Source organism: Paenibacillus sp. FSL P4-0113 (genome assembly GCF_038009305.1).
GTDB classification, from domain to species: Bacteria; Bacillota; Bacilli; order Paenibacillales; family Paenibacillaceae; genus Paenibacillus; species Paenibacillus polymyxa_D.
The window spans coordinates 1031143-1047515 of record NZ_JBBPAZ010000001.1 but is presented as its reverse complement, the minus strand read 5'-3'; the positions used below and the strand labels follow the sequence as shown (position 1 = coordinate 1047515).

At 45.9% G+C, this 16373-nt stretch carries 14 protein-coding genes; 12 read left to right on the top strand and 2 right to left on the bottom strand.

The window, feature by feature from the left end; all coding sequences use genetic code 11:
- The first annotated feature begins 5 nt into the window (after positions 1-5).
- The 4 genes from gyrA (at position 6) to MKX46_RS03990 (ending at position 5453) form a co-directional block, all read left to right on the top strand.
- Positions 6-2468, top strand: coding sequence for a DNA gyrase subunit A (gene gyrA, locus MKX46_RS04005; protein WP_254325447.1), 2463 nt, complete (start codon positions 6-8; stop codon positions 2466-2468).
- A 276-nt stretch (positions 2469-2744) separates the two neighbouring features.
- Complete coding sequence (locus MKX46_RS04000; RefSeq protein WP_318627193.1) at positions 2745-3215, top strand: MarR family winged helix-turn-helix transcriptional regulator; 471 nt, start codon at positions 2745-2747, stop codon at positions 3213-3215.
- A 266-nt stretch (positions 3216-3481) separates the two neighbouring features.
- Positions 3482-3967, top strand: a complete 486-nt coding sequence (locus MKX46_RS03995; RefSeq protein ID WP_341070934.1) for a MarR family winged helix-turn-helix transcriptional regulator — start codon at positions 3482-3484, stop codon at positions 3965-3967.
- On the top strand, positions 3951-5453 hold the full coding sequence (locus MKX46_RS03990) for a DHA2 family efflux MFS transporter permease subunit (RefSeq protein WP_341071899.1): 1503 nt from the start codon (positions 3951-3953) through the stop codon (positions 5451-5453). Before MKX46_RS03995 ends, MKX46_RS03990 begins: the two co-directional genes overlap by 17 nt.
- A 136-nt stretch (positions 5454-5589) precedes the next feature.
- Here MKX46_RS03990 and MKX46_RS03985 read toward each other — a convergent pair whose 3' ends face one another.
- A complete protein-coding gene (locus tag MKX46_RS03985) occupies positions 5590-6336 on the bottom strand; it encodes an RluA family pseudouridine synthase (protein ID WP_069010639.1) in 747 nt (248 codons plus the stop codon).
- Positions 6337-6345: 9 nt separating this feature from the next.
- Entirely contained in the window at positions 6346-7209 is an 864-nt protein-coding gene (locus tag MKX46_RS03980) for a class I SAM-dependent methyltransferase (RefSeq protein WP_028540694.1), read from the bottom strand.
- A 496-nt stretch (positions 7210-7705) separates the two neighbouring features.
- Between MKX46_RS03980 and MKX46_RS03975 the strand changes: the two genes are divergently transcribed.
- The 8 genes from MKX46_RS03975 to MKX46_RS03940 all read left to right on the top strand — a co-directional run bounded on the left by MKX46_RS03975 (position 7706) and on the right by MKX46_RS03940 (position 16325).
- Positions 7706-8164, top strand: coding sequence for a flavodoxin (locus MKX46_RS03975; protein ID WP_039271202.1), 459 nt, complete (start codon positions 7706-7708; stop codon positions 8162-8164).
- A 20-nt stretch (positions 8165-8184) separates the two neighbouring features.
- A complete protein-coding gene (locus MKX46_RS03970) occupies positions 8185-8997 on the top strand; it encodes a hypothetical protein (RefSeq protein ID WP_069010637.1) in 813 nt (270 codons plus the stop codon).
- A 357-nt stretch (positions 8998-9354) separates the two neighbouring features.
- Positions 9355-10008, top strand: coding sequence for an HlyD family secretion protein (locus MKX46_RS03965; protein WP_069010635.1), 654 nt, complete (start codon positions 9355-9357; stop codon positions 10006-10008).
- Between the two features lie 15 nt (positions 10009-10023).
- Complete coding sequence (locus MKX46_RS03960; RefSeq protein ID WP_061831583.1) at positions 10024-11541, top strand: DHA2 family efflux MFS transporter permease subunit; 1518 nt, start codon at positions 10024-10026, stop codon at positions 11539-11541.
- A gap of 68 nt (positions 11542-11609) precedes the next feature.
- Positions 11610-13076, top strand: coding sequence for an efflux RND transporter periplasmic adaptor subunit (locus tag MKX46_RS03955; protein WP_039271208.1), 1467 nt, complete (start codon positions 11610-11612; stop codon positions 13074-13076).
- A 223-nt stretch (positions 13077-13299) separates the two neighbouring features.
- Entirely contained in the window at positions 13300-14142 is an 843-nt protein-coding gene (locus tag MKX46_RS03950) for an STM4015 family protein (RefSeq protein WP_039271210.1), read from the top strand.
- Between the two features lie 67 nt (positions 14143-14209).
- Positions 14210-15550, top strand: a complete 1341-nt coding sequence (locus MKX46_RS03945; RefSeq protein ID WP_165146815.1) for an STM4014 family protein — start codon at positions 14210-14212, stop codon at positions 15548-15550.
- Positions 15543-16325: an STM4013/SEN3800 family hydrolase gene (locus MKX46_RS03940; protein ID WP_069010631.1), complete on the top strand. Its 783-nt coding sequence runs from the start codon at positions 15543-15545 to the stop codon at positions 16323-16325. The genes MKX46_RS03945 and MKX46_RS03940 overlap by 8 nt, the downstream gene beginning before the upstream one ends.
- The last annotated feature ends 48 nt before the right edge of the window (positions 16326-16373 follow it).

The following is a 16373-nucleotide window of genomic DNA, read 5'->3' as shown; positions in this document are numbered from 1 at the left end:
TAAACATGAGCTTATCGGAGCAGTTTTTGCCAGCTTTTCTGGAGGAAGTGGTCGGTGACCGCTTTGGCCGATATTCCAAATATATTATTCAGGATCGGGCGATACCCGATGTAAGGGACGGATTAAAACCCGTACAACGTCGTATTCTTTATGCAATGTACGATTCGGGCAATACGCCGGATAAAGCATATCGTAAATCGGCCAAAACCGTTGGGGACGTTATGGGTAATTACCACCCCCACGGTGACTCGTCGATTTACGACGGCATGGTACGGATGGCACAACCCTGGAAAATGAGTCACGTGCTGGTGGACGGTCACGGTAACTGGGGTTCCCAGGATGATGACCCGGCAGCAGCTATGCGTTACACGGAGGCTCGCTTGTCTCCGATCGCAATGGAAATGCTACGCGATATTGAAAAGCGTACGGTTTTGTTCAAGGACAATTTTGATAACTCGGCCAAAGAGCCTGTTGTGTTGCCGTCTCGTTATCCAAATTTATTGGTGAACGGTTCCAGTGGGATCTCGGCGGGATTTGCGACAGAGATTCCTACACATAGTTTACGCGAAGTTATTGATGCCAGCATTGCGGTGATGGAAAAGCCGGAGATTGAGTTGGAAGAGATTATGACCTTTATTAAAGGTCCTGATTTCCCGACTGGTGGACTCATTATGGGTGGCGAAGGTATCAAGGACGCTTACCGCACGGGAAAAGGACGCATTTATATTCGTTCCAAAACGGAAATCCAGTCCTTGCGCGGAGGTAAGCAGCAACTGGTCATTACCGAAATCCCATACCAGATCGTCAAATCAAGACTCGTTACCGCCATGGAAAATATCCGTTTGGAGAAAAAGGTGGAAGGGATTGCCGAGGTTCGTGACGAGAGTGGACGAAATGGTTTGCGCATTGTTGTCGAGCTAAAGAAGGAAGCCGATGCGGAAGGGATTTTAGCATATTTACTGAAAAAAACCGATCTACAGGTGGCATATAACTTCAACATGGTAGCCATTGTGAACAAAGCGCCACATCAGCTTGGGCTAAAGTCCATTTTGGAAGCGTATATTGCTCATCAACGCGAAGTTGTTACTCACCGTATCCAGTATGAACTGGAAAAGGCAGAGGATCGTGCCCATGTGCTGGAAGGTTTGGTCAAGGCGCTGAACATTCTGGATGAGGTCATCGCAGCCATTAAAGCTTCCAAAAATCGCCAGGACGCGCAAAATAATTTGCAATGGATGTTTGGTTTTAGCGAACGTCAGGCAGATTCTATTTTGACTTTGCAGTTGTACCGTCTCACCAATCTGGAAATCACCACGCTTGAAAAAGAACTGGGTGACATCCAGAAAAAAATCGCGCAATATCGTTCTATTCTGGAAAGTGACCGTAAGCTGATCAGCCTAATTCGCAAGGAACTGTTGGAAATTCGCGAAAAGTACGGCATTGACCGTCGTTCAGATATCCAGGGCGAGGTAGAAGAGATTAAGGTAAACCTGGAAGTCATGGTAGGAGCAGAGGATGTGTTGCTGACACTCTCGAAAGATGGCTATGTGAAACGTACAAGTATGTTGTCATTCACTCGTTCAGGCGGGGAACGTTCAAGTTCCGGTGTTAAAGAAGGGGATTACGTTACCCAATTACTTGATGTGAATACGCTGGATGTATTGCTCGTCTTCACTCAGCGCGGACAATACTTTTTATTGCCTGTACATCAGGTGCCAGAGTATAAGTGGAAAGAGCCGGGCACTCCAATTGTCAACGTCATTCCGTTATCGAAGGAAGATCGTATCGTAAGTGTTATTCCGCTCAAAAACATTGAGGAAATCGGCAAAAGCCTGGTATTTGTAACCAAGAAGGGCCAAGTAAAGCGTACAGAATTGAAAGAATATGCTACAAAACGTTCTAGTGCCGTAGCCGCCTGCAAAGTAGCAGGGGACGATGAGGTATTATCGGTAACGTTAAGCGAGGGTACCCGGGATATTATGCTGATTACCCGCGCGGGTATGAGTATACGCTTCAAGGAGCAAGAGGTTAATGCGATGGGCCGCGTCTCGGCTGGTGTCAAAGGTATACAGCTAGCGGAGGGCGATGAAATTATCGCGGCGTTATGGGTAGAAGAGGATGAAGGAGAAGTGTTGGTGCTGACCGAGTCCGGTTATGGTAAGCGTACGCTTCTGTTGGACTATCCTACACAGGGAAGAGGCGGCAAAGGTATCACCACCTTTGAGTTCAAGGAAGGCAAACGAGTACGTTCGAATGGAACTCGAATCGTGGCTGCCTTCTATTGCCGTGAAGCTGTTCAATTATTTGCAATCACAGCAGAAGGACAAACGATGTCCTTCCTTTCGGAAAAGGCTCCTTTGACCGACCGAAAAGATACAGGCAAGCTGCTGGCTCCAGTGGAGAAGAAGGACGAAATTGTGAATGTGCTGCTGCGTAGTGAGCCGCAAGCTTCTCAGTCTATAGAATAATAGGAAAAGTCAAGCGCTTATTAGCTCGAAAAAGAGAGGTCCTCTCGTGCCATTCCGGCACGAATGAGGACCTTTTTGCCGTCATGGTGTCGAACTCTGACCAGCCTTCAAAACCCAGGTGAGACTTCCTTCCCCTTTTCATTTCATGCTTCAAAAACGGCAGGAAACCGGGGCTAAATGGCGAAAATTTAATGTGATGAAATACAATCCGGACGGTGGCCCATACGGTAACTTTGATGCTTTTACTGACCCTGTTATTTAAAGGAGTGAGGCAAAATGCAAACGACCGAATTTGCGAAAATCTGGTCCAGAATGGCTAAGGATTATAAGGTTCATATGGAGCAGCAGCTGGCTCCATCACTAACGGAAGCTCAACTTACGGTGCTGGAGGTTTTGAACGAATACGGCCGTATGAAACCGTCTCAACTAATCCCATATCTCGCCACCACACCAGCCGCGGTTACGATGCTGCTGGATCGGATGGAGCGGAATCGACTGGTCACCCGTTTCAGAGATGTAAAGGACCGTAGAATTGTATGGATTGTTATCTCGGATCAAGGGAGAGAAGAAGTAGAGCGTGGATTGCGAATCCGGGATGATTTTCTGGGTTCTGCACTAAACCGAATTTCTCAGCACAATCAAAATTTGCTGGTTTATTTGTTGGGGAAAATTACAACGAAGGCGAAGACTTCAGTATCGGCAAGTGAGAATGAGGGAGTAAAGGAACCAATAGAGCGAGCAGAATAACTAGAATGGTGGCTACATGAAAAGTAGCTGTACGCAGCAGGTTATCATTTTAAGGTAAGTAGGAGTGCGCGGATGTAAATACCTATCGTGGTATTCATACCCGCGCCTTTTTTGTGTTGAAGTATAGGTGGTATTTGGGTGAATGTTGACATTTACATAAGAGATGATAAAATAATAGTTATAAATAAATAACATTTCGCATGCAAATAGTTGCTAGTTTATGTATATGGATTGTGAATTGGGTAATAGAAAGAAGGATGGTTTCAGTGAGTGACAGAGAGGAAGACAGACTTGAGGTGTACCGGATTATTCAATCGGTAAGGGAGATTAACAAAACGATATTTTATGCCTTCTGGAATGAGGAGCAGCATTTGGATCTGACGGCCATTCAGCATATGGCTTTGGCAATTCTGAATAAACGCCCCGACATCGGGTTATCCGAGTTGGCAGACATAGCGCATGTGGGAAGCAGCTCTATGAGTGGGGTGGTTGACCGCTTGACCAAGGCAGGATATATTGCTCGCGGACGGCATGAGCATGACCGTAGATCCTTAGTGCTGACGCTTACGCCGGAAGGGAAAGATATCATGCAAAAAGTAGACGACATGTGGATGGAGCGCGTCTTGCCCATTCTGGACATCCCGAAGGAGCAGCTAGAGATGGTCCTGGATATCCATAAACAAATGATCATGAAATTAACACCGAAGGGAATGAATCAACTTGAGCAGTCCTCAAATGACACTACCAGGTAATGTACGCAGAGCACCCATTGTGGCCGCTCTGTTGATTGGCGCGATTGTAGCGATATTAAATCAGACGTTAATCAGTGTGGCTTTACCGAAAATGATGAGTGATCTGAATATAGATGCCAATATAGCTCAGTGGCTTAGTACGGGCTTTATGCTTGTGAATGGGGTACTGATCCCGGTGACCGCGTTCTTAATTGCCCGTTTCTCTACTCGTAAATTGTTTATTAGTGCGATGACTATTTTTTCAATCGGCACGCTGTTATGTGCTATAGCGCCAAGCTTCAGCATATTGCTGATCGGTCGACTTATTCAGGCCGCGGGAGCAGGTATCATGATGCCATTAATGATGGTCGTTATCTTGAACATCTACCCAATAGAGCGTCGTGGTCGGGCGATGGGAACCTTGGGGATTGCGATGGGTTTTGCTCCAGCCATTGGGCCAACCTTATCCGGTTATATAGTACAGCATTATGACTGGCGGGTATTGTTTTGGATCATCCTACCGATTTCAGTAATTTCGATTGTGATCGGATTTATTTTTCTGAAAAATGTAACGGACCAGTCTAAGCCTAAGTTGGACATTCCTGGCATCATTTTGTCTACGCTCGGTTTCGGTGGACTGTTATACGGCTTTAGTGATGCAGGAACATCGGGTTGGGGAAGTATTCCGGTCCTGTCTACGCTTATCGTTGGGACAATTGCGCTTATTTTGTTTATTATCCGCCAGCTGAAGGTAGATGAGCCTATGCTGGAGTTCCGTATCTTTAAATACGATGTGTACAGCTTGACGACAATCATTAATGTGATTGTGACGATGGCTTTGTACGCCGGTATGATATTGCTTCCAATTTATTTGCAAAATATTCGGGGTTTTACACCGCTCCAGTCCGGAATGCTAATGTTACCGGGAGCGATTCTGATGGGGCTCATGTCTCCTGTAACGGGGGCTATTTTTGACCGAATCGGAGCGCGTTGGTTGTCTGTAATTGGTTTGCTGATCATGGCTATAACAACTTGGGAATTTACACGGTTGACCGAAACAACCACCTATATGACACTGTTAATTAATTATACGGTGCGGATGTTCGGGATGTCTTTGCTGATGATGCCGATCCAAACGGCCGGGTTGAATCAGCTTCCGCAACGATTGAATGCACATGGTACGGCGATGAGTAACACGCTGCGTATGATTTCCGGCTCAATTGGGACGGCAATTCTGGTGACGGTGATGTCCACACAAAGCAGCAACCGTTTGACGTCGATTGTTACATCTGAGGGACTAACCGTGACGGATAAAGTGGGGATGCTGGCTGCAGGCAATCAAGCTACAATTTATGGGATTAACTCGGCTTTTATCATTGCAACAGTGTTGAGTGTGGCCGCTCTGATTTTAGCGTTTTTTATCAAAAATACGAATGCAAAAAACGCCCATCCCCGTCAACAGTTGGTAAACAGCAAGAAGGGGCAGTCCGTGGCTTCCTCGTCATAAAAGGATAAGATGACGCATTAATTTAATTTTCTACAAAAAAGAACCTGTAACGCATGTGAACAAACATGCATTGCAGGTTCTTTGTGCAAATGGGGATTGAGGATGTAGATATCCAGATGGAGCAGGGCTTTTCGGTTCAAATTTCAGTCGTAATCATGTTCTCGTAAAGCGACCTGGGCCATTCATTCCATGGAAATTGGACAGGAGGTAACGAGTGAAATCTCATATCGTCCTTGCTAACCGGATGCGGTGCTCCAGCGAGTAAGGACCATAGCGCCAGCTGTTGACCGGGCCGACTCAGATGACCCCCATATTTTTGGTCACCGTAGAGGGGACAGCCGATCGCCTGCATTTGCACACGAATTTGGTGTGAGCGTCCGGTGTGCAACTTAATCTGCACGAGACTGAGTCCATCTGCTTGTCCGATTACGCGATACTCCAAAATGGCTTCCTTCGCACCAGCCGTGCCAGGCCGAACCGTTTGAACCGTGTTGGTTCGACTATCCTTTAGCAGGTAATGGGTCAGACGGCCTTGCGGGGCCGTAGGAACGCCATTCAGAACGGCTGTATACAGTTTGTGAAAATGACGACTTCGAACCGACTCTGACAGGCGAGAAGCAGCTTTGGACGTCTTAGCAAAAATCATGGCTCCACCTACAGGCCGATCCAGTCTGTGAACTAAACCCAAAAAAACGTTACCAGGCTTATTGTGTCTAATTTTTAAATCTTCCTTGAGTAAAGACAACAGATCAGGATCACCACTGGCATCCTCTTGCGTTGGAACATTGACAGGCTTTACAACCGCCAAAACATGATTGTCCTCATATAGGACAGGGATGTTCGACTGTGCATGTTCATGCCAAGTAAGTTCATTTTGAGTCATAAGAGGAATTTAAGCCTCCCAGCGTCCGAGAATACCACAAGGCAAATTCAATCCCGAGCGTGTGATCGGCAATCCGATTTCACCAGCGCTAATTTGGCCGCCGTACTTTTGTTGCATTGTCATGCTCAGCATGTTGCGCAATACAGTAGGCGAAATACCTGTAGTATAGGAGTTAATGAGCATGAACAGCGGTTGATCTGAAATGATGCTCATGCAGGATTCGAGAAACGGGTATAAGCTTTCTTCAAGCTTCCAAGTTTCTCCGTTCGGTCCGCGCCCGTAAGAAGGAGGGTCCATAATAATGGCATCATAACGGTTGCCCCGACGTTGTTCTCGTTGCACGAACTTGAATACGTCGTCCGTAATGAAACGTACCGGACGGTCAGCCAGACCGGACAATTGAACGTTTTCCTTTGCCCACTGTACCATGCCTTTGGCGGCATCCACGTGAACCACACTGGCTCCAGCATACGCAGCAGCAGTAGTGGCTCCTCCCGTGTATGCAAACAGGTTCAGTACAGAAATGGGTCTGCCTGCACCTTTGATTTTATCCATCATCCAGCTCCAGTTTGCTGCTTGCTCTGGGAAAAGACCAGTATGCTTAAAGCTGGTCGGTTTAATGTGGAATTTAAGCGGTCCATAGCTAATGGTCCAGCGCTCAGGGATAGGTTTTTTCATATCCCAGTTGCCGCCACCGGAGGAACTGCGGTGATAATGCCCATGAACATTACGCCATTCAGCTGTTTCCTGGGCCAAAGGCCATATGATTTGCGGATCGGGACGACGCAGGACAATATCACCCCAACGTTCTAGTTTTTCACCACCGCCTGTATCCATTACTTCATAGTCTTTCCATTCTTGTGCTACATACATGTACAATCCATCCTTCAGCAGTCAATTCAGGATTCAGGCAGCAAGCTGCACAGAAATCCCCATATGGAGTCTATTGTACAACAAACCACAGCAACAATCGAATGATTACATAAATAAGTAAGTAGTCACTTGGTCTAAAATATTTTTTCTCGGATATACTTGTAATTATAGCGCTTCCATATTAAAATGAAGCCAATCCCACTTGTACGTACAACCATCCGTTTTTTATTATAATAATGAAAATGGAATAAATTGTACGTACATAATATTTTTTTATCAACACAGCTGAAATTCTACTTCATTAAACAGGCCTCTAATTAATTTGCTTATCCATAGGTTTTCAGCCAGCAGCCGCATGTCATGCGGCTGTTTTGCGTATATTTCCCCAAGATTAAACCTAGTTTTTGAAATTAACATTTGACAATGAGAATCATTATCAAATATTATTTGAGTAACAGGGAGTGAAAGCATCCCATATTTCAAATAAAGGTGAGGGATGAACTTGGGTAAAATCATGATTACTTATGCCAGTTTGACCGGTAATACAGAGGAAATTGCGGAATTGATCGCCGAGGGCGTCCGTCAGGCAGGACATGAGGCTGAGTTGAAGGCTTCGTATGATTGCAGCGCGCAAGAACTGCTCGCATATGACGGGTTCCTGCTGGGTGTATATACATGGGGAGATGGTGAGCTTCCTGATGAATTTTTGGATTTTTACGAGGAACTAGACGAACTTGATCTGTCTGGTAAAAAGACGGCAGTATTTGGTAGTGGAGATACATCCTATACGCAATTCTGTGGTGCAGTGGACTTGGTAGAGGAAAAAGTCAAAGAACGCGGCGCATCGGTCATTCAAGAGAGTCTGAAGATTGAATTCAATCCATTGGATGATGATAAGGAGAATTGCCGAGCTTACGGAAGACAATTTGCACAGGCTGGTATTGAAGTGTCCTGAGAAGAGAGTGAGGGATAGGTATGCGCAATAGCGATAGCTTAAGCGGCTTTCCTCTTCTGCACGACTATCAGCTGGAGGAGATGTGGAGAACTCCACAGCCAATCCGTCAATCACAGAGGAAAAGAGGGCGTGAGGGCTGGAATTGGCGGCAACGGGTTCAATATGCAGTAGGGCATGCGCTCAACGAATACTTTGGAATGGAAGTAAAGGTACGGCGGGAAGTCCCTGTCCAGTATGTGCTGGAGAAATGGTGGCCCAAGCAGTCAGACAGCTTTGAATCTTTGTTCCATTATTGGGATGTCAAAAATAAAGTGTCAGGTGAGTTGTCAAAAATTTGTGGCTTAAATAATGACTTGATGGTGCCTGTGATGCTGTATGAACAATTTTGTACGTCTGTGCCTGAGTTAGAGATCAATATTTCGCTTATTGTTCAGGCTGCTTGGCAACTATCAGCAGAAACAGATTCCCTGCTCATTCAAAAGTACATCGTTGACTATAATCCTAACGTTATTAGTACATTCCAACATATGACAAATGTATTTTGTTATTACGCATTTGGGGCCCTTCCTCAGCTTATTGAGGTATACTGTCTGCTGGAAGGCAAGAAGGTCCGCTTCATTCCGGGACCTGCTTCTTTACAGCAATCTCTGGATTATGTGAGGCTATTGAGGGATTCCAAAGATGATGTACATGGGACGTCAGAACGCTGTCGTTGCGGGGGTTGCATGGAAAAGCAAGCTTCTCAAGGGAATAGAATGAATAAGAACACGAAGGAAGGACAGGAGGCGAAAAACTGCAAACAACGGTCAGCTGTACCTACGCCTTTCTCTTAACATTATTGTGTAACCCTTTAATTGTAAACTATCCCTTTTCGTGAAAGAGCCTTGGAAACAAGGTTCTTTTTTATGAAAAAAAATTATGAAAAAACTGAAAATTTATGTTGCCTGAATAGATAAATATATCTATAATATTTCAATGTACAATAGTTATATGAAAATATTTAAATATAAAAGACGGTTTGTGGACCATGGATCAGATTGTCCTATGTACATAAAATAAGTCCTGTCTTTTGCATGGCACGTTGCCATGTGTTTATTTACGTTCTCCATTTGGTTTAATGGCCTAATATTTCAATTTTAAAATATTAGCGTTGAATAATAAAAATTTTTTGGACAACAGGGGTGGAAGAAGTGAGTAAGAAAACTGTATTGCCAATCCTCATTGTACTGCTCGTTCTGAGCGGTGGAGCTATTGGCTACTATTATTGGTATCAAGCAACACACTTTGTTAAAAGTGACGATGCGCGCATTCAAGCCGATCAATATAAGGTAATGCCGCAAATCTCCGGAGAAATAAGCCACATTGATGTGGAAGAAGGAGATGTTGTTCAGCGTAATGAACCGATTGCCGAGCAGGATGTATCGGGGCTGGATGCGAGCATGATCAGCAAGTCCGTACTGCGCGCGCCGATCAATGGAACTGTCATTAAGATTTATTCGAAAGAGCATGAAATCGGATCGCCGGGTAGTGCTGTTGCAACTATGGTGGATATGAACAGCTTGTATGTATCCACGAATATTGAAGAAAATGACATTAACCGCATTAAACCAGGACAGCTTGTTGACATTACGCTTGATGCAGCAGGGGACCAGGTGATTCAGGGTAAAGTTCGTAAAGTAGGCGAAGCCTCCAACGCCGTGTTCTCACTCGTTCCTGCAGTAAACACAAGTGGTAATTTTAACAAGGTGACTCAGCGTGTGCCTGTAGAGATTGCTGTGAACAAGCCGAAGGATCTGAAGCTTATTCCTGGAACGAACGTGGAAGTAAAAATTCATACACCTTAAAAAGGAGGGGTCCATGTGGCTGCCAATGATATTGCTGCTGCTCCTTCGACAGATTCTTCCAAAGAACGCTGGCTTGCCTTTTTCGCTATCGTTTTAGGCGCCTTTGTCGCCATTCTGAACAACAGTCTGATCAATGTCGCCATTCCTAGATTGACGACGGATTTAGGATCTACGACGACACGTATTCAGTGGGTTATTACAGGTTACACGCTTGCATCTGGTGTAATCGTACCGATTACCGGATATATGGAGCAGCGCCTCGGATACAAAAAGTTTTTGATTCTAGCGCTCAGCGTATTTTCGCTGGGAACGGGAATATGTATTTTTGCATGGAGTGATTCTTCCCTGATCGCAGCACGGGTGCTGGCTGGTCTGGGCGGTGGTGTTATTATGCCGCTGAGTATGACGATTATTTACAAAATTATGCCGCGTGAACAAATCGGTATGTCCCTTGGTATATGGGGGATCGCCGCAATGGCAGCGCCGGCTGTAGGGCCTACGCTTAGCGGATATTTGATTGAGTGGTTTAACTGGCGGTTCTTGTTTATTGTCAGTGTGCCGGTTGCTTTATTTGCAATTTTAATGGTTATTCTTCTAATCAAAGAGCCGCCTAAAGTAGAGCCGAAGCCGTTTGATCTACCGGGCTTTTTGCTGGCCGCAACTTGTGCCGGAACACTCTTGTACGCATTGACCAACGGCCAGCGTGATGGCTGGACTTCTTTTGGAATTGTATCCCTGCTGTTTATTGCTTTCTGGGCACTTGTTTTTCTGATCTATGTAGAAAGCGGCAAGGATAATGCTGTAATTGAAATCTCATTATTCAAGAATTCAAAGTATACGATTAGTGTTATTGCCTCTAGTCTGGTCATGATGGGGATGTACGGAGGAACGTTCCTAACACCGTTGTTTTTGCAAAATATCCAGCGTGTGTCACCGATTGATACTGGTATTATCCTCATTCCACAGGCCATTGCCATGGCGGCTATGATGCCTATTGCCGGGAAGCTGTTCGATAAGTTCGGAATTGTGCCTTTGGGGCTTGTGGGCCTGACGCTAACCAGCTTTATGACCTATCATCTTCACCAGCTTACGCCAGATACTTCGCATGCCTGGTTGGAAACCGTAATGGCATTACGGGGTCTGGGAATTGGTATTTGCATGATGCCATTATCCACGGTCGGTATGAATGCCGTTCATCCGAGCAAGGTAGCCAATGCATCTACAGCATCCAATCTGGTACGTACTGTAGCTGCATCTATGGCGATTGCAGTGCTAACCGCCATTATGCAAAGCCGTTCGGCTGCTCATGCCCAGCAAATTTCGGAGTCCATTACACCAGACTCGGCTCATACGCTACAAGCGACATTGGGCAGCTCATGGATGTCATCCATAAGTAGTTTAATCACACTAGATGCCACATCAAGAGGGATTGGGGATACGTTCCTCATTTCATCCATACCGCTGTTTTGCACGATTCCACTAATCTTTTTGTTTATTCAGAGGAAGAAAGCAAAGACACAGCCGGAAGCTTAATCAAGGAACTATAAAATACGACTGGATGGCTTACATTATTTCCACGGACAGAAAGAAAGGGAATTATCATGAAAATATTGAGAGTAGAAAGTACATTAGCGGCTTTAGTGCTCGGCGGCGCAGTGCTGGCAGGCTGCTCCAGTAATAGCGGGGCGGCTCAGGATATGGTCGTTCCGGTTAAAATCAGCCAAGCACAGCAGGGAATTATCGGACAGGGGAATATTTATACAGGAACGGTTACACCATCGGAGACGGTGAACATCGTGCCTAAAGTGGGCGGTAAAGTGGTTGAACTGCCTGTGGATATTGGCTCCGAGGTTAAAAAGGGTCAAGTACTGTTCAAGCTTGATGATAAGGACATGCGGAATAATGTTGCGAAAGCCCGCGCCGCAGCAGCTGCGGCAGCAGCCGGAGTAAGCACCGCTCAAGCATCCCACGAATCTACGATGGTTCAGGCAAACTCGGGCTTAGTGCAGTCCAAGAGTGGCGTGATTCAATCCCAAAGTGCAATCAATCAGGCACAGGGAGCTATTAATCAAGCCACTACAGCCGTAGAACAAGCAACACATGGTGTCTCCTCGGCAGCCAATACGGTGAAACAAACGCAGCAAGCTTTGGCAGATGCACAGAAGAATGTAACACGTACACAAAGTCTATTTGATGCAGGTGCGAGCACCCAAGCTCAATTAGAACAAGCCAAAACAGCAGTCGTGAATGCGGAAGCGGCTTACAATAATGCACAAAATGCGCAGGCTAACGCGCAAGATCAGCTGGTAGCTGCGCAGAAGGCTCTAACTACAGCTCGCAACAGCTATGATTCAGCAAAAAATAGCTACAGTAATGCAAATAGCGGTTACAGTAATGCGCAAAATCAGCTCAAAGTATCTCAAAATACTGCGGTTATCGAGTCCAGCCAACAATCTCTTAAGCAGGCTCAGCTGAATGTGAACATTGCTCAGGATGCATTGGATGACACCGTTGTTACATCACCGATCAATGGTATTGTGGGCACGAAAAATGCAGAAGTGGGCGAAATGGTATCCGCTCAGTCTCCTGCGCTGGTCATCGCTAATCTGAGTACGGTCAATACATTGATCTATGTTCCAGCGGAGCAGATCAACAATGTAAAAGCAGGTGACAAGGTACAGGTTCGTGTTGCAGCTTCCAACATTGTAACAACAGGTACAGTTAAAAATGTAAGCCCGTTGGATGCAAGTGGAAAAGGCTATCCTGTAAAAATCTCAGTAGCGAATCCAGACACGAAACTGAAATCCGGCATGTTGGCTGATATCAGCTTTGTCGCTGCCAATGCACAAGAAGGAATTGTGGTTCCTACTGCGGCAGTTCAAAAGGATCAAGGTAAAGAATATGTATATGTTGTAAACGGAGACCATGCGAAACGTAAGGAAGTGAAGACTGTTCAGACGGCAGGTTCACAAACACTCGTTACCAGTGGCTTGAGCAATGAGGAGAATGTGATCGTGAATAATCTGGCATTGCTGTCCGATAACTCACCGATTACAATTAGCCAATAATTAGGCTCTAAACTTACGTACTATATAATAGTAGAAGTTTATTATGAATATGCAAAGACAGCCTGCTTAGCGGGCTGTCTTGTTTTTATTTCATTCAGCAAATTTTACATAGGATTAATGTCGATATGGGACTATTTTTGACGAACATTGGTAGAATAGGATAGACTAAATTGGAAATAGATAGTTTACGAGATCTCAGACAAGCGATCGGAGGAATTGTAAGATGGAAGTGAAATTGGTAGTGGATTATGAAGCTTATGAGAATGGCCAAACGATGGCTAAATCTATTGAGGAACTGGCAGCCAAGCCGGAGAGCGCGCAAGTTACAGATCTCATCATTGGAGATTGGGGCGGCGCCTATGAAAGTTCACCAGAGGATTTTATCCCAGTGTTAGTGAAACTCAAAGATCAATTCCCTAAGATACGCAAACTGTTTATTGGTGATATGGAATACGATGAGTGTGAGGTTTCCTGGATTAACCAGACGAATCTGTCCCCATTGTTAGAAGCGTTTCCAGCATTGGAGTCCTTTCATATCAAAGGTAGCCAGGACCTGAGCTTGGAGCCGCTTCGTCATAACCATCTTCAAGAATTGGTTATTATCTGTGGTGGTCTGCCTGTGAGCGTTCTTGAGCAAATACGTAATGCTGAACTGCCTGAACTGCGCAAGTTGGAACTGTATTTGGGTGTCGAGAACTATGGCTTTGACGGTAGCCTGAAAGATGTTTTGCCGTTTTTAGACAGCAATCCTTTTCCCAAACTTACATACTTGGGACTCAAAGATAGTGAAATACAGGATGAAATTGCTATTGCAGCAGCTAATGCCCCTGTGATTGGACAATTGGAAGTGCTGGATCTCTCACAAGGTACGTTGTCTGATAAAGGTGCAGAAGCGCTACTGGCTAGTGAAAGTATAAAAGGGCTGAAGCATCTGGATTTGAGCTATCATTATATGTCTAGTGAAATGATGCAACGTTGGAAAAGCTCAGGTCTATCTGTGAACGTGGAAGATCAACAAGAAGCGGATGAGGAAGATGATTGGCGCTATCCATCACTGACTGAGTAATTTGTACAAATGGATTTCTAAAACGGACTGTTTTCAAAATTAAATTGATCTAAAGTGAGGCGGCTCTATGGTTAGGATGTCAGACTGTAATGTCAGCGAGCCGTTTATCTTGTTCGGTAATCCGGGAAATCGTCGAACTACTGGGCTGCAGGAGGCGAGAAGCAGATTAATGCTTCCGCCCGCTCTGGAGGTTTCCTATAAGAATGTGCTGGAAGCTATTCGGCAGAAACAAGGTCTGAGCGAGCTGATGTTGCGAATAGCTGCACGAGCTACGCAAGATAGCGTGAATGGCAGTTCCTTTGTGCAAGAGAGCATTGATCAGTTACTGGCGGGGCAGATGGACAGTGGTCCGCTGCTTCGTCTGGATGCACCGGGCGAAAGCTTTGAGGTAGAGCGTGAGTTGATTGCTCTGGGTGCCTCGGATGGTGAGGGAGACGATTCTCTGTTGCCATGGCCCGAATGGACACAAGGCACAGGTATATCGGCGGCAGAAGCGCGATGTCTGCAGGAGCAGCACGGTCGTATTTGGCACCCGGCACAATGGTTCCGGGGCTATTGCCGTCTGCTGGCCTGGCTACGGGATGAAGTGGCTCTGCTCTGGCCCTCGTCACACTGGATGAACGACCCGGCGGAAGTTGCCGTGATGTTCGACAAACGGCGTTGTAGCGCCGATTTAGGCAAGGCAGATATAAGGGTTCCACCAGTGCTTGCATCTTCAGGTGGTGCATTTCGTGATGTTGTCGATCTGCACACGGCAATGAAGGAGAGCGGGTTTCACCGCGTATTTGTGAAAATATTTTGTGGGTCCGGTGCTTCTGGTGTCATGGCCTATCAGGTACATCCCCACACACACGCGGAACTGGCAGTGACCACGATTGGAACGGAAATCATACACGGACAGCGCGTGTATTATAATGCCGGACGATTGCGTCGTTATACGGATAAGCAGGACATTCATGCTATCCTTAACTGGCTATGCCTGGAAGGGGTACATGTGGAGCGCTGGATTCCCAAAGCGACCTTGAATGGGCGTGTTTATGATGTGCGCCAACTCGTGTGCGGATCAGAAGCTTGCCATGCGGTTTTACGTTTGAGCCACAGCCCTATTACGAATTTGCATTTGCGTAATGAGCGGCTCTCGCTGAAGGAAGCCGGATTACCGCAGAATACGGTGGAATCGGTCCAGCTTACGGCGAAAGCCGCTATGAGTGTTTTTCCAGCCTCCATGGTTGCTGGACTGGATGTGCTGGTTCCGGCTCATGGTGGTCATCCCTATGTGTTGGATGTTAATCCGTTCGGTGATTTGCTGTACCGGGTTGAGCATCAGGGTTGGAATCCGTATGAATGGGAAATGCAGCACCTCGCTAATAGGAGCGTGGGTACGGAAAGGAAAGACAGATATGACTGATATGAATCAAATTGTCGGCTCTCATGATATTGTCATGATTACGCTTGATACTCTGCGTTATGACGTAGCAAAGCTGGAAGAAGAGAACTGTCCGAATTTGTGCGGCTCCGGGTCGTGGGAAAAACGCCATACACCGGGTAGCTTTACCTATGCTGCACATCATGCTTTTTTTGGCGGATTTTTGCCGACTCCAGCGAATACAGATAAGACTTCACATATTCGTCTGTTCCACACCAAGGATACGGGATTGCGTACGCATTCACATACGTGGCTGTTCGATGCCCCGGATATTGTGTCCGGGCTAGAGGGTGAAGGTTATCGGACCATCTGTATCGGCGGCGTTATTTTTTTCACAAAGAAAAATAAGCTTGCCAAGGTGCTGCCTGGATATTTCCAAGAAAGCTACTGGCGTATGAACTTTGGTGTTACCAACCCCCGTTCGACGGAGAATCAGGTGAATCATGCTCTGAAACTGTTGGAAAATGCAGACCCGTCACAGCGCTTGTTTTTATTTCTGAATGTATCAGCGATCCATGGGCCTAATCATTATTTTGTGAAGGGCGCAGCCAAAGATTCAGTGGAGTCTCAACGGGCAGCCTTGCGGTATGTGGATGGTGAACTTGGACGTTTGTTTGATGCTTTGCGAAATCGGGGCAAGACGTTTTGCATGGTTTTTTCCGATCATGGTACAGCTTATGGGGAAGACGGCTATGAAGGACATCGTCTGGCGCATGAGGTAGTCTGGAATGTGCCTTACCGCGAATTTATTTTATAGAGCAAATAGAAGTATAGATTGCACTGGTAAAATATCAAGAAATCAATC

Coding starts and splice junctions, on each gene's coding strand:
- MKX46_RS03955 (WP_039271208.1), top strand. CDS start 11,610: ATGAAAATATTGAGAGTAGAAAGTACATTAGCGGCTTTAGTGCTCGGC.
- MKX46_RS03945 (WP_165146815.1), top strand. CDS start 14,210: ATGGTTAGGATGTCAGACTGTAATGTCAGCGAGCCGTTTATCTTGTTC.
- gyrA (WP_254325447.1), top strand. CDS start 6: ATGAGCTTATCGGAGCAGTTTTTGCCAGCTTTTCTGGAGGAAGTGGTC.
- MKX46_RS04000 (WP_318627193.1), top strand. CDS start 2,745: ATGCAAACGACCGAATTTGCGAAAATCTGGTCCAGAATGGCTAAGGAT.
- MKX46_RS03975 (WP_039271202.1), top strand. CDS start 7,706: ATGAACTTGGGTAAAATCATGATTACTTATGCCAGTTTGACCGGTAAT.
- MKX46_RS03950 (WP_039271210.1), top strand. CDS start 13,300: ATGGAAGTGAAATTGGTAGTGGATTATGAAGCTTATGAGAATGGCCAA.
- MKX46_RS03940 (WP_069010631.1), top strand. CDS start 15,543: ATGACTGATATGAATCAAATTGTCGGCTCTCATGATATTGTCATGATT.
- MKX46_RS03990 (WP_341071899.1), top strand. CDS start 3,951: ATGACACTACCAGGTAATGTACGCAGAGCACCCATTGTGGCCGCTCTG.
- MKX46_RS03980 (WP_028540694.1), bottom strand. CDS start 7,209: ATGTATGTAGCACAAGAATGGAAAGACTATGAAGTAATGGATACAGGC.
- MKX46_RS03970 (WP_069010637.1), top strand. CDS start 8,185: ATGCGCAATAGCGATAGCTTAAGCGGCTTTCCTCTTCTGCACGACTAT.
- MKX46_RS03985 (WP_069010639.1), bottom strand. CDS start 6,336: ATGACTCAAAATGAACTTACTTGGCATGAACATGCACAGTCGAACATC.